Origin of the sequence: Sorangium sp. So ce131 (genome assembly GCF_051519095.1) — a bacterium.
Lineage (GTDB): Bacteria > Myxococcota_A > Polyangia > Polyangiales > Polyangiaceae > Sorangium.
This window is the reverse complement of the sequence record NZ_CP150455.1, coordinates 6,275,845-6,288,188: the sequence shown is the minus strand read 5'-3', so window position 1 is coordinate 6,288,188 and position 12,344 is coordinate 6,275,845. Positions and strand designations below refer to the sequence as shown.

Here is a 12,344-nt window from a genome sequence, read left to right as displayed (position 1 = left end):
TAGGGGAAGGGAGGCGCGCGCCTGGCCGGCGCGCCGGGCGCACGGGGGGCGCGGGCGACGGCGCTCGCGGAGGGAAGGCTTTGCGGGAGCGCTCGGTTTGTCGTAGAGGAACGCGTTCCGCATGACCGAAGACGCGACGCCGCGAGATCCTGCCGTGGAGACGAAAGGTGCCGACACGGAGCTGGGGCGCTCCGCACTCGAGCCGTCACCGGACGGCGAGCCGCTGGCCGCGGGCGAGCGCGAGGGCGGCGCGCGCGGCGCCGCGCCGGACGAGGGCAAAGACGACGACGTGGCCGCGCCGGCGGCGCCCGCCTATCGCCCATCGTACGTGTTCCTGCTCGCCGTCTCCGCGGTCACGCTCGCCCTCGACCTCGCCACGAAGTGGTGGGCCAAGGACCGGCTGGAGCCGCGGCCGCTCACGGATCTCGCCGAAGGGGCGCGGCCGTTCGGGCTGCGGAAGATCGAGGTGATCAAGGATCACCTGAACATGATCTTCGCGAAGAACCACGGCGGGGCGTGGGGGATCCTCGGCGACGAGAGCGAGGCGGTCCGCCGGCCCTTCTTCCTGTTGATCTCGCTCGCCGCGATCGTCTTCATCGTCTCGCTCTACCGGAAGCTCCACCCGACCCAGGTCGCGCTCAGATGGGGGCTGCCGCTCGTGCTCGGCGGCGCGCTCGGGAACCTCGTCGACCGGATCCGTTACGGGTACGTGGTCGACTTCATCCAGGTCCGGTTCACCCCGTCGTTCGTGTGGCCGACGTTCAACGTCGCCGACATCGCGATCGTCGTGGGCGTCGGGCTCATGGCGATCGACATGTTCACGCCGCGCCGCGCCGCGCTCCCGCAGAAGCCCTCCGGCGCGCCAGGGGCGAAGGCCTCCGCAGGCTGACATGCGCCCCGAGCTGTTTCGCCTGCTCGACGTCTCGTTCCCTGCCTACTTCCTGCTGCTGCTCGCCGGCTTCCTCTTCGCGACCGCGGTCGGCGCGCTGTGGGCGCGCCGGATCGGCGAGGATCCGGACGTGATCGTCGATCTCGGGCTCGCGTGCCTGCTCGCGGGCGTGGTCGGCAGCCGGCTCCTCCACGTCGTCGCCGACGGATACTTCTGGGATTACGTGCACCTGTGCACGGATCCGTCGCAGGTCGACTGGAAGGTGGAGCAGGCGCTCTGCGCGCCGCGGTACCACGGCGTCTGGGACGCCGCGAAGGGGGTCTGCCACCCGACCGAGCGCGACTGCTTCGCGTGGGCGAAGTTCTGGGCCGGGGGGCTCACGTACTACGGCGGCTTCATCGGCGCGTCGGCGGCGGCGTACTGGCTGCTCAAGCGCGACCGGTTCCCGTTCTGGAAGGCGGCGGACATGGCGGGCTTCGCCGTCCCGCTGGGCCTCGGGTTCGGCCGCATGGGCTGCCTGCTCGCCGGCTGCTGCTTCGGCCTGCGCACCGACGGGCCGTTCGGGCTCTCCTTCCCGCCGAACAGCCCCGCCAGCGAGGCGCAGTTCAAGCTGCACGAGCTCGCGAGCGCGCGGGCGCCGTCGCACCCCGTCCACCCGACGCAGATCTACGAGTCGGCGATGTCGCTCGCGATCGCGGCGATCTGCCTGCTCTACGTGCACGGGCGGAAGCGCTACGACGGGCAGGTCTTCGTCACGTTCCTGGGGCTCTACGCGCTCGGGCGCTTCGCGCTCGAGTTCGTGCGCGCCGACGATCGCGGCGGCCTCCTCGGCCTGTCCACGTCGCAGCTCATCGGGCTCGCGGTGGCCGGCGTCGCGGTCGCGATCCACGTGGCGCGGAGCCGGAAGCCGGCGCCGCCCGCCGCGCCGGTGCCTGCGGCCTGAGCGCCGCGCCGGTGCCTGCGGCCTGAGCGCCGCGCCGGTGCCTGCGGCCTGAGCGCCGCGCCGGTGCCTGCGGCTTGAGCGCCGCGCCGGTGCCTGCGGCTTGAGCGCCGCGCCGGTGCCTGTGGCCTGAGCGCTGCGCGATGCCTTGCGGCTTGAGCGCTGCGCCGGCACCCGGGCCGCCGCGCCGGCACCCGAGCCGCCGCGGCGGGCCGTCAGCCCTTGGAGACTTCCTTCTCTTTGCGCTTCTTGTAGGCGGCGCGCTGCGCGTCGGTCGGCGGCTTGCCGAAGACGTAGGCGAGGCCGATCGAGAGCACGTAGAGCAGGCACATCGGGATGGCCATGACGAGCTGGCTGGTGACGTCCGGCGGCGTCAGGACGGCGGCGATGACGAACGCGACGAACACGAACCAGCGGCCGAACAGGATGAGCTGGAGGTAGTTGATGACGCCGGCGATCGAGAGGAACAGCACGATCAGCGGGATCTCGAAGATGATCCCGAAGCCGAGCAGGAGCTGGGCGACGAAGTCGAGGTAGTCGCCCATCATGACCGTCGGCGTGATCGTGAGCCCGCCGCCCTCGACCGTGCCGGCCATGCTGAGGAAGTAGCCGAACGAGATCGGGAACGCCGCGCGCCAGCCGAAGAGGCCGCCGCCCACGAACAGGAGCGTCGAGAACAGGACGAAGGGGATGACGTAACGCTTCTCGCGGGCGTAGAGGCCCGGCGCGACGAACGCCCACAGCTGGTAGAAGATGAACGGCGAGGCCAGCGCGGCCCCGCCGATCATCGACAGCTTGAAGTAAGCGACGAACGCCGCCGCGGGCGCGCCGAAGTGGAGCGACGGATTGCCGGGGAGGTTCTGCTCCTTCCACGCCTGCACGTACGGGATGCTCAGGAAGTGCAGGAGCTTCTCGCGCAGCTCCCAGCCCACCATGCAGGCCGCGAAGAAGACCAGGACGCTCCGGACGAGCCGCTTGCGGAGCTCATCGAGGTGCTCCCAGAACGACATCGGCTTGTCCTCGGAGAGATCCTCCTCGGCCTCGCCGGTGCTGCCCGCGGCCCCTGCGGCGCCGCTCTTTGCTGCCGTCGCCTGCTCCTGGCTCATGACGCCGCTCCGCTCGCAGCCGCCGCGCCCTGGGGCGCCGCCGTCGGCTCTGCCGTGACCGCGGGCACCGCCGCGGCCGAATCCTTCGCGACCGCGGCCTCCGTCGCGGGGGCGGGGTCCTTCGCGTCCGCGGCCTCCGTCGCGACCGCGGGCGCCGTCTCCGCGGTGGGGTCCTTCGCGTCCGCCGGCCTGGACGCGCCGTCCGCCTCGGCCTCGATCTCGGCGCCGTACGCGTCGCAGCCGAGGACGGGGTACTCGCGCTCGCGGAGCGGCTGCACCATCGGCTCGGGCTCAGGCTCGGGCGGACGGATGCGCGGCGTGGCCGAGACGACCGTGCCGACGGACGCGGCGTCGACCACGGGCTTCACCAGCGTCTCGATCACGTTGACGCGCGACAGGGCGCGCAGCTCGCGGATCTCGCGCTCCAGGCCTTCCTGGCGGATGAGGTCGTCGATGCCGCTCTGCGACCGGAGCTCGGTCGTCATCCGCCGCAGCTTGGCGATCCAGCTCCCCGCCGACCGCATCATGGCGGGCAGCCGCCGCGGGCCCACGATCACGAGCCCGACGATAACGAGCACCACCATTTCGCCGAAGCTGAAGCCGAACACGAGCGCAAGCTAGCGCGCGCAGGGGCGGGGATCCATAGCGACCCTCACGCCGGCCGCGGCCGCGGATCGGCCTCGCGCCCGGCGAGAGCGGCCGGCGGCGTCGCCCCGCCCCGGGGCGACGCCCGGCGGCCGCCTGGCCGTTGCCCCTCCGCCTGCGGCCGCGCGAGCTGCCCGCAGGCCGCGCCGACGTCGCCGCCGCCGGAGTAGCGCACGATCGAGCCGACCCCGGCGGCGGAGAGGACGGCGCGGAACGCGTCGAGCCGCGCCGATCGCACGAACGGATCCACCCCCGCGCCGCTGTCCTTTTCCGCGGCGCCGCCGTCCCCGGCGCCGGGCGGCGAGGGCAGGGGAGCGTCGGGCGCGCCGATGGCGTTGTAGGGGATCAGGCTGAGCCGAGGAGAGATCCCGTGCTGCGCGGCGAAGCCGCGGGCGAGCGCGGCCAGGCACGCGGCGTCCTCGTCCGTGTCGTTCTGGTCCGCGAGGAGCGTGTAGGCCCACATGGGCGCGTGGCCCGTCGCGCGCGCGTGCTCGCCCACGGCGGCGAGCACCTCGTCGAGCGGGTGTGCGCCGTCGATCGGCATGAGCTTTCGCCGGCTGCCGGGGCGCACGGAGCCCAGCGAGAGGCCGAGCCGGACCGCGGGGACCTCGGCCGCGAGCCGCCGGATGCCGGACGGCAGCCCCGCCGTGCAGACCGTGATGTTGCGCATGTCGATCGCCTGCGCGCTCGGCTCCGAGAGCACCCGGATCGCCTGGATGACCCGGTCGGCGTTGGCGAGCGGCTCGCCCATGCCCTGGAACAGCACGCCGTGGATGCGCGCCGCGCCGCCGGCCGTAGCGCCGAGATCCCGGCGGATGAGCCGCACCTGCTCGACGATCTCCCAGGCCTCGAGGTTGCGCGTGAGGCCCATGCGGCCGGTGGCGCAGAAGGCGCAGGCGAGCGCGCAGCCGACCTGCGAGCTCACGCACGCCGAGTACCGGCCCGGCCGCTCGAGCGGGATGCGCACCGACTCCACCAGGGCGCCGTCCTCGAGGCCGAAGGCGTACTTCACGAACGGGTCCTCGGCGCTCGCCCGCCGCTCGACGAGCGCGAGCGTCCGGATCTCGCCCGCCGCGCGCGCGGCCTCGAGCGCGGCGCGCCGGACGGTCGCGGGCGCGCGGGCGGGCAGCTCGCCGAGCCGGTGCGCCAGCGAGACGATGCGGCGCGCGTCCGCGAGATCGATGCCGCACGCGCCGGCGAGGTCAGCCGGGAGCACGGCCTGGAGCGCGAGGCGAGGGCGGCGTTCGTCCGAGGTGCTTTCGGTGCTGCGATCCACGGGGGAGTACCGACTAGCGCGCCAGCGCGGCCCAGTCTACGGTCGCGCGCATGCTTCGCCCGGACCGCTCGACGCGGCGCGGTGTCGCTGCCCTCGCCGCGGTGCTCGCGGCGCTCCTCGCGCCGGCGCGCGCCGCGCGCGCGTCGCCGGAGGACGTGCTCGGCTTCGGCGCGCGCGCGAGCGCCATGGGCGCGACGGGCGCCGCGGTCGCGGAGGGCTACGAGGCCGTCTACGCGAACCCGGCGCTGCTCTCGCTCGCGCGCGAGCGCCGGCTGACGCTGGGCCTCGCGGGCGCGATCTTCGACCTCCGCGCCGGCGGACGGCGGCTCTCCTACGCGCCGCTGCGCGGCAGCGTGATCGGCGCGGCGGTGCCGGTCCCGTTCGGCGGCGCGCTCAAGGACCGCGTGACGATCGGCCTCGGGTTCTTCACGCCCTTCGACGTGGTGGTCCGCGGGCGCATCCTCTACCCGGAGACGCCGCAGTTCCCGATCGCGGACCGCACCCAGTCGGTCGCGGTGCAGGCCGCGCTCGGCGCCTCGATCGGCCGCGGCGTCCGGGTGGGGGGCGGCTTCGCGGCGCTGGCGGCGCTGTCCGGGTCGGTCGCGGTGGCGACCGACGCCTCGGGCCGCGTGGGCACCCTCGTCGAGGACACGCTCGTCGCGAGCTACGCGCCGGTCCTCGGCGCGAGCTACGACCTCGGCGCCTACCGCGTCGGGGCCACGTTCCGCGGCGAGCTCGTCGGGCGCTTCAACGTCGTCATCCACGCGGACGAGCTCGGGGGCCTCACCGTGCCGCCGCTCCACATCGCGGGGATCGCCCAGTACGATCCGGCGCAGATCGCGCTCGAGGTGGCGCGCGTGAGCGGCCCGTGGAAGGTGGCGGTCGGCGCGACGTACAAGCGCTGGTCGGACTACCCCGGCCCCGTCGAGGCGACGGTGCGCTGCCCCGAGGTCGATCCCGAGACGGGCGAGCCGTTCGCCGGCTCGTGCGCGGCGCCGGCGCCCGCGGACCCGGGGTACTCGGACACCGTCGTGGCGCGCGCCGGCGTGGAGCGCAGCCTCGCGCTGCGGCCCGGGGCCACGGCGCACGTGCGCGGCGGCGCCTTCTTCGAGCCGTCGCCGGCGCCCGAGCAGACGGGCGCCTCGAACCTCTACGACAACGCCCGCCTCGGGCTCTCGCTCGGCTACGGGCTCGCGCTCGCCGCGCCGCTGCCGCGGCTGACGCTGGACGTGTTCACCGAGGTGCAGCTGCTCCTGCCGCGCGCGCACCACAAGCAGGACGGCGGCGCCGGGGCGGGCGCGGCCGGCGGGGTCGTGCACACGCGCGGCGTCCTCGTCGCGGGCGGGACGACGCTCGGGGTGGCGTTCTGATGCGCCGGCCTTTCTACACCGCCGCCGCCGCCGCCCTGCTGATCGGCCTCCTGGCCGCGCGCCGGGCGCGCGCGCACGCGCCCGACACGTACGGGCTCGGCGCCCGGGGCGCCGCGATGGGCGGCGCGCTCGCCGCGGACGCGACCGATTTCTCGGCGGGCTACTACAACCCGGCGGGCCTCGCCGGCGCGACGGGCCTCGGCCTCTCGATCGGGTACTCCTACGCGTCGAACCACCTGCGCGCGAACGGCCGCGACACCGGCGCGCGCGACGTCCACGGGATCGCCGGCGGCCTGGTCGCGCCGGGCGAGGTGCTCGGCGTGCCGTTCGCGTTCGGCCTGGCGACGTTCCTGCCGGACGACGGGCTGTCGCGGATCAAGGCGATCCGCCAGGAGACGCCGCGGTGGGAGCTCTACGACGACCGGCTCTCGATCCTGTTCCTGGCCGCGAACGTCGCGGTGCGGCCGCTGCCGTACCTGGAGATCGGCGGCGGCGTCGCCTTCCTTGCGTCGACGCGGGGCCGCTTCTCGGTCACGGGCCGCGCCGACGCGTTGTCCCCGTACGACTCGGCGCTCCGCCACGAGGTGGACGCCGACCTCACGTCGATCCGTTACCCCCAGCTCGGCGCGCGGGTGCGCGCCGGAGAGCTCGGCTTCGTCGGGATCACCTACCGCGGGGAGGCGAAGCTCCCTCTCTCGATCGACGCGCAGCTGAAGGGGATCGTCGACTTCGCGGGCATCGAGGTGCCGCTCCTGTACGAGCTCGAGTCGCGCACGGTCGACGCGTTCCTGCCGCAGCAGGTCGTCGTGGGCGTGAGCTTCCAGCGGATCGAGCGCCTGCGCGTGAACCTGGACGTCGCGTGGGTGGACTGGTCGGCCTACGAGAGCCCCGTGGCGAGGACGCGGGCGCACCTCGAGGCCGAGCCGCCCCCCGAGGTGCCGCTCGATCTGCCCGAGGATCCAAGGCCGACGTCCGTGGTGCCGCTCCGGTTCGAGGACCGGCTCGTGCCGAGGCTGGGCGTCGAGTACCTCGCGTTCGCGGCGGGGGGGCCGCGCGAGGTGGCGGGGCAGGGCGGGCGGAAGGAGGAGCGGCGCGCGATCGAGGTCCCGCTCCGCGCGGGTTACGTCTACGAGCGCTCGCCGGTCCCGCCGCAGCGGGGCGCGACGAACTACATCGACGCGGACCGGCACACGATGTCCCTCGGCGCGGGCGCCGTCCTGAACCACCCCCTGGACGAGCTGCCGGGGTCGCTCCGGATCGACGTCCACGGGCAGCTGTCCGTGCTGCCGGAGGTGGTCGTGGAGAAGGACAATCCGGCCGATTTCGTGGGCGACTACCGCGCGAGCGGGACGATGGTGAGCCTGGGCGCGACGGTGACCGCGGCGTTCTGAGGCGTCGCGACGCACGCCGGGTCATCGGGCATGGGGATCTGTGCACGCCGGAACGCTCGCCGTGTCACTCGGCATGCGGATCTGGAAACGTCGGGACCTAGATAGGGTCACTTTGCATGCAGATCTGTAAACGTCGGGACACACGTAGGGTCACTTTGCATGCAGATCTGTAAACGTCGGGACACACGTAGGGTCATTTTGCATGCAGATCTGTAAACGTCGGGACACACGTAGGGTCACCGCCCGTAGGCCGGGGCGCGAGCGGCTCCTGCCGCTGCTTCTCCGGGCGCTCGCCGTTGCCTGTGCCGCCTCGCCGCTCGTCTCCTGCGCGACGTTGCCCTCGGACGGCGACGAGGGCAGCCTGCCGAACGCCGGGGCCGGCCCGTTCCGGGAGATCGCGCAGGCAGAGCTCGGCGGCGCCCGCGTGGCGCCGTACGTGATGGACGATGACGACCACTTCGTGCGCGACGTCTCCGTCGTCGATCTCGACGGCGACCCGTCGACGCTCGCGGCCGCCGGGTTCTTCGCCGCGACGCTCCGCCCCGAAGGCGCCCCCGAGGACGCGCCGCCGGATCCGCTCGCGCCGCCGAACGCCATCGTCCGCCACGACGCCGCGGACGGCCGCTCGTTCACGCGCGCGGCGGCGACGGTCCTCGCGCCGGAGCTCGACTGGGAGGGCGGCACCGTGGCGGCGCCGTCGGCGCTGCGCGTGGGCGGCGAGATCTGGCTCTACTACGCGGCGGCGGGCGGCGTCGGGCTGGCGCGCAGCGCCGACGACGGCGTCACGTTCGCGCGCGAGCCGGCGCCCGTGCTGGCGCCGCTCGCGCCGGACCGCGCCGGGTGGGAGCGCGGCGCGATCCCGGGGAGCCCCGGCGTGGTCCATCTGCCCGACGGCTCGTTCCGGATGTTCTACGAGGTCGCCGGCGACGGGGGCGCGTCCGCGATCGGCGAAGCGCGCAGCGACGACGGCGTCGTCTGGGAGCGCGTCGGCGACGGCGCCGCGCTCGCGCCGGCGCCGCGTCCCGGCGCGGGCGCCGGCGCGCCGGACGGCGACGGCGAGCCGTTCGACAGCGCGGCGGTCTCCGACCCGGCCCCGGCGCTCGCCGTCTCGGCCACGGGCCGGCCGATCCTGCGCGTCTACTACGCAGGCCGCGACGGCGCGGGGCGCTCGGCGATCGGCCTGGTCGCCCGGGTGGGGTACGACGGGCCGCTCCAGCGCGCCGCGGCGCCCGTGTTCGGCGCGTCGTCCCCGCTCGCCCCGCGCGCGCCCGCGGTGGTCGTCCACCCCGGGTTCTCGCTGCTGTTCGTCACGCAGGCGGCCGGCGCGCGCGAGGACCAGGGGTACCCCGCGGTGGCGGCGGGCGTCGCGCCGGCCGACGCCGCGCTCCCCCGGCCCGACCCGTGAGCGCGCGCGGGCTGCCCGTCGGCCGCGAAATCCCCCCGGATCGTCCGCCGGCGCTCACCGACCGTCGATGACCAGATCGCGGAGCGTCTCGTCGAGCTCGGCGCGCGCCATGGCCACGTCCTCGATGCGCTGGGTGATCTTCGCGCCGATCTCCTCCGACTGCCGGGCCACGTCGGCGAGCCGGTCGAGCAGGGTCTGGCGGAGCTTGCCGGCCTGCGGGGTGCGCTCGATGGTCCTCAGGCTCTCGCGCAGCTCGGCGGCGCGATCGATCAGCTCGGCGCGCCTCCGCCGCAGGGGGTCGAGCTCGGCGTTCGCCGCGTCGAGCGCGCGCCGGAGCGCGAGCGCGCGGTCCATCCTCGCGCGGAGCTCGGCCGGGAGGCTCGAGCCCTTCAGGTAGAGCGAGAGCCGCTCGCTGTCGGCCTCGACGAGCGGGATCTCGCGCTGCGACAGCCGCGTCTCCTCGACCGCGACCTTCTGGGGGACGCCGGGCGCGAGCTTCTTCTCGACGAGGCAGGCGTCCGGCGTCGCGTCCGTGCACCCGGGGAGGCCCTGCGGCTCGAACCCCGTCGCCCTCGCGTGCCGGAGGAGCAACGTCTCCGGCACGTCCCGGCCGGGCCTCACGTCGTAGACCGTCACGCGCCGGTACCGATCCTCCACGCGCAGCGCGCCGCGGGACAGCGACACGATCCGCACCGGCACCTCCGTGGTCATGCTCGTCGCGCGCACCTCCGTCGAGCTGTCGATGGCGTACGGGATCGTCGCGCTCTCTCCGGGCAAGAGGCGCGTGAGCACGCCCTCGCCCACGAACGTCCCGCCCGAGAAGATCGACACGGATCCGGGCTGGAGCCCGAGCGCGCTCCTGTTCTCGATCTGCGCGGCGCGGAAGGGGTGGGTCGCGCTCGCGGGCGCCGCGGGATCGGGGCGGAAGAGGAGGACGTCCTCGCCCGCCACCGGGCGGTTGATGAGCGTGATCAGCGCCGACGACTTCTTCGGGAGCGTCACCGGGTTCGCGATCGCGTACCGGAAGGCCCCGGCCACGGCGTCCACGCTCGCGGCGCCCTCCGGCGCCTTCTCCATCGCCTCGGGCGTGATGGCCGGCGCCCCGCGCTCCGGGCTGGGGGCCTGCGCCCGCCAGCCCTCCGCGGCGCTCAGCGAGACGCGGCGGTTGCGCTGCCGGACGTCCTCGGTGCCGCCGTCGGCGAGGGGCATCCTGGAGCCGTTCGAGCGCGTCACGAGCTCGGTCGAGACCCCGAGCTGGAGGAGCGCCGCGCGTACGGCCGCGGCGCGCCGGGCCGCGAGATCCTCCGCGCCCGCCTCGTCGGCCGACGCGTGCCCGTCGACATAGAACGTGCGGATGTGCGGGACGCTCTTGAGCGCGCGCGCGATCTCCTCGAGGAGCGGCCTCGCGCGCGGCGGGATGACGTCCGAGCCCTTGTCGAAGGGCACCTGGGTCAGGATCTGTATCTCGCTGCTGGCGAGGCGCACCACGTTCGGGCAGCCGCGCTGGTTGGGGTACGGGCTCTCCGAGCCGGGCTCGCGCGGGCAGGCGTCGTCGTGGTCGAGCACGCCGTCGCGGTCGGCGTCGAGCCCGGGCGAGCGCTCCGCGAGCACGGGGGCGCTCGCGCCGCCCTCGCCGTCGTAGACGCCCTTCAGCTCCGGCCGATCGAGCATCGTCGGCGCGCGCAGGTTCGACACGTAGGAGAGCGGCGCGCCCGTCGCGAGCGTCACGTCGACCTCGCTCCAGTCCTCGTCGCCGATGTTGCTGATGAGCGCCCACGCCTGGAGGAGCGCCCGCTTCTCCTTCTGCCCCTTGGCCGGCAGGATGACCCGGTAGGTGGCCTTCCAGGCGGCGGTCGGCACCGCGTACGCGATCGACACGGGCCGCCTGGCGGCCGGCGAGAAGACGAGCTCGACCTCGGCGGGATCCTCGGGCCCGCTGGCCTGCCCGGAGCGCGGTAGGAGCGCGCTCACGGTGGAGGGCGTGTCGTTCGGCCCGAGGTTCTGCTCGACGACCACCATGCTCTTCAGCACGTCGTCGACCTCGCGCTCCCGGAACCGGAGCGTGAGCCGCTCGCCCGACATGGCGCCGGTGCGCTCGAAGTAACCGAGGCCGTTCTGGTACAGGACGACGTGCCGCAGGCGGAGATCGGGCGACGGCCCTTTCGCCAGCGGCCCGGCGCACGCGCTGAGGGCAAGCGGGAGGATCGCGAGGGAGGCGAGCTTCATGGACGAGCTTTCCTGTCGGAGGCGTGGGAGAAGGGGCCGGCGGCGCCGGCCGCGGCGACGACGATGCCTCACCTGGCGCGCGGGGGCGTGGGCCGAAGCCGGATTCCGTCGCCTCGCGCCGGCTGGGGCTGGAGCCGGGGAGCCCCGCCCGCGGCCGGCGCACCGGCCGCGAGGGCCGTGCGGCTGGCGACGCCCGAAGAAACGAGCCACAAACGGGCGTATGCCGCCCGGCGAAGCGCTCCCCCCTGAGCCGCTCGACCCTGAGCCGCCGATCGACGCGCTCGTCGCGCTCGTGCGTGGCAAGCGGCTCGTGGTCCTCACGGGCGCGGGGTGCAGCACCGAGTCCGGCATCCCGGACTACCGGGGGCCCGAGACGCGGCGGCGCGCCCGGAACCCGATCCAGGGGCGGGAGTTCTCGCGCTCGGCCGAGATCCGGCAGCGCTACTGGGCGCGCGCGGTGATCGGCTGGGAGCGGTTCTGCCGGGCCGAGCCCAACCCTGCGCACCGCGCCCTCGCGCGGATCGAGCGCGGCGGGCTGATGGAGGGCCTGATCACGCAGAACGTCGACGGCCTGCACCAGGCCGCGGGCAGCCGCCGCGTGATCGAGCTGCACGGGGCGCTCTCCGAGGTCGCCTGCCTCGCGTGCGGCGCGGTGGAGCCGCGCGCCGCCCTGCAGGCGCGGCTGCTCGCGCTGAACCCCGGCTGGCTGCGCCTCGCGGCCGACCTCGCCCCCGACGGCGACGCCGACCTGCCCGCCGAGCACGTGGCCCGCTTCCAGGCGCCGGCGTGCCTGCGCTGCGACGGGCCGCTCAAGCCGCGCGTCGTCTTCTTCGGCGAGAACGTGCCGCGGCCGATCGTGGACGAGGCGTTCGCCCTGGTCGACGCGGCGGACGTGCTCCTCGTCGTCGGCTCGTCGCTGGCGGTCTTCTCGGGCTACCGCTTCGTGCTGCGCGCCGCGCAGCGGGGCATCCCGATCGCGATGATCAACCTGGGACCGGCGCGCGGCGAGGAGCTCGGCGCCGTGAAGATCGAGGCACGAGCCGGCGAGGTGCTGCCGCGCCTCGCCGAGGCGCTCTGCGCCGGCGCTGTCCGGTAG

Annotated in this window: 10 protein-coding genes; 6 read left to right on the top strand and 4 right to left on the bottom strand. The window is 74.7% G+C overall.

The window, feature by feature from the left end:
• Positions 1 to 121 precede the first annotated feature (121 nt).
• Together lspA and WMF43_RS22915 are read left to right on the top strand one after the other, a co-directional pair.
• On the top strand, positions 122 to 889 hold the full coding sequence (lspA, locus tag WMF43_RS22920) for a signal peptidase II (protein ID WP_437683258.1): 768 nt from the start codon (positions 122 to 124) through the stop codon (positions 887 to 889).
• Between the two features lies 1 nt (position 890).
• Positions 891 to 1,832 carry a prolipoprotein diacylglyceryl transferase gene (locus WMF43_RS22915; RefSeq protein ID WP_437683257.1) on the top strand — a complete coding sequence of 314 codons (942 nt, stop codon included), beginning with the start codon at positions 891 to 893 and terminating at the stop codon, positions 1,830 to 1,832.
• A gap of 212 nt (positions 1,833 to 2,044) precedes the next feature.
• Here the strand turns inward: WMF43_RS22915 and tatC are convergent, their stop codons facing one another.
• From tatC to rlmN, 3 genes are read right to left on the bottom strand one after another with little or no spacing between them, the layout of a single operon-like run.
• The gene (tatC, locus tag WMF43_RS22910) at positions 2,045 to 2,935 is read right to left on the bottom strand and encodes a twin-arginine translocase subunit TatC (protein WP_437683256.1); all 891 of its coding nucleotides are present in this window, start codon (positions 2,933 to 2,935) and stop codon (positions 2,045 to 2,047) included.
• Positions 2,932 to 3,543 carry a Sec-independent protein translocase protein TatB gene (tatB, locus tag WMF43_RS22905; protein ID WP_437683255.1) on the bottom strand — a complete coding sequence of 204 codons (612 nt, stop codon included), beginning with the start codon at positions 3,541 to 3,543 and terminating at the stop codon, positions 2,932 to 2,934. The genes tatC and tatB overlap by 4 nt, the downstream gene beginning before the upstream one ends.
• Before the next feature lie 44 nt (positions 3,544 to 3,587).
• On the bottom strand, positions 3,588 to 4,856 hold the full coding sequence (rlmN, locus tag WMF43_RS22900) for a 23S rRNA (adenine(2503)-C(2))-methyltransferase RlmN (RefSeq protein ID WP_437683254.1): 1,269 nt from the start codon (positions 4,854 to 4,856) through the stop codon (positions 3,588 to 3,590).
• Between the two features lie 50 nt (positions 4,857 to 4,906).
• On the opposite strand from rlmN, the gene WMF43_RS22895 reads away from it, so the two are divergent.
• The 3 genes from WMF43_RS22895 (at position 4,907) to WMF43_RS22885 (ending at position 9,022) form a co-directional block, all read left to right on the top strand.
• Complete coding sequence (locus WMF43_RS22895; protein ID WP_437683253.1) at positions 4,907 to 6,226, top strand: OmpP1/FadL family transporter; 1,320 nt, start codon at positions 4,907 to 4,909, stop codon at positions 6,224 to 6,226.
• A complete protein-coding gene (locus WMF43_RS22890) occupies positions 6,226 to 7,617 on the top strand; it encodes an OmpP1/FadL family transporter (RefSeq protein ID WP_437683252.1) in 1,392 nt (463 codons plus the stop codon). The genes WMF43_RS22895 and WMF43_RS22890 overlap by 1 nt, the downstream gene beginning before the upstream one ends.
• A 202-nt stretch (positions 7,618 to 7,819) precedes the next feature.
• Positions 7,820 to 9,022 carry a hypothetical protein gene (locus tag WMF43_RS22885; RefSeq protein ID WP_437683251.1) on the top strand — a complete coding sequence of 401 codons (1,203 nt, stop codon included), beginning with the start codon at positions 7,820 to 7,822 and terminating at the stop codon, positions 9,020 to 9,022.
• A gap of 54 nt (positions 9,023 to 9,076) precedes the next feature.
• Here WMF43_RS22885 and WMF43_RS22880 read toward each other — a convergent pair whose 3' ends face one another.
• On the bottom strand, positions 9,077 to 11,248 hold the full coding sequence (locus tag WMF43_RS22880; protein WP_437683250.1) for an OmpA family protein: 2,172 nt from the start codon (positions 11,246 to 11,248) through the stop codon (positions 9,077 to 9,079).
• 220 nt (positions 11,249 to 11,468) lie between these two features.
• On the opposite strand from WMF43_RS22880, the gene WMF43_RS22875 reads away from it, so the two are divergent.
• Entirely contained in the window at positions 11,469 to 12,344 is an 876-nt protein-coding gene (locus WMF43_RS22875; protein WP_437683249.1) for an NAD-dependent protein deacetylase, read from the top strand.

Coding starts and splice junctions, on each gene's coding strand:
- WMF43_RS22880 (WP_437683250.1), bottom strand. CDS start 11,248: ATGAAGCTCGCCTCCCTCGCGATCCTCCCGCTTGCCCTCAGCGCGTGC.
- WMF43_RS22890 (WP_437683252.1), top strand. CDS start 6,226: ATGCGCCGGCCTTTCTACACCGCCGCCGCCGCCGCCCTGCTGATCGGC.
- WMF43_RS22895 (WP_437683253.1), top strand. CDS start 4,907: ATGCTTCGCCCGGACCGCTCGACGCGGCGCGGTGTCGCTGCCCTCGCC.
- WMF43_RS22885 (WP_437683251.1), top strand. CDS start 7,820: ATGCAGATCTGTAAACGTCGGGACACACGTAGGGTCACCGCCCGTAGG.
- lspA (WP_437683258.1), top strand. CDS start 122: ATGACCGAAGACGCGACGCCGCGAGATCCTGCCGTGGAGACGAAAGGT.
- WMF43_RS22875 (WP_437683249.1), top strand. CDS start 11,469: ATGCCGCCCGGCGAAGCGCTCCCCCCTGAGCCGCTCGACCCTGAGCCG.
- tatC (WP_437683256.1), bottom strand. CDS start 2,935: ATGAGCCAGGAGCAGGCGACGGCAGCAAAGAGCGGCGCCGCAGGGGCC.
- WMF43_RS22915 (WP_437683257.1), top strand. CDS start 891: ATGCGCCCCGAGCTGTTTCGCCTGCTCGACGTCTCGTTCCCTGCCTAC.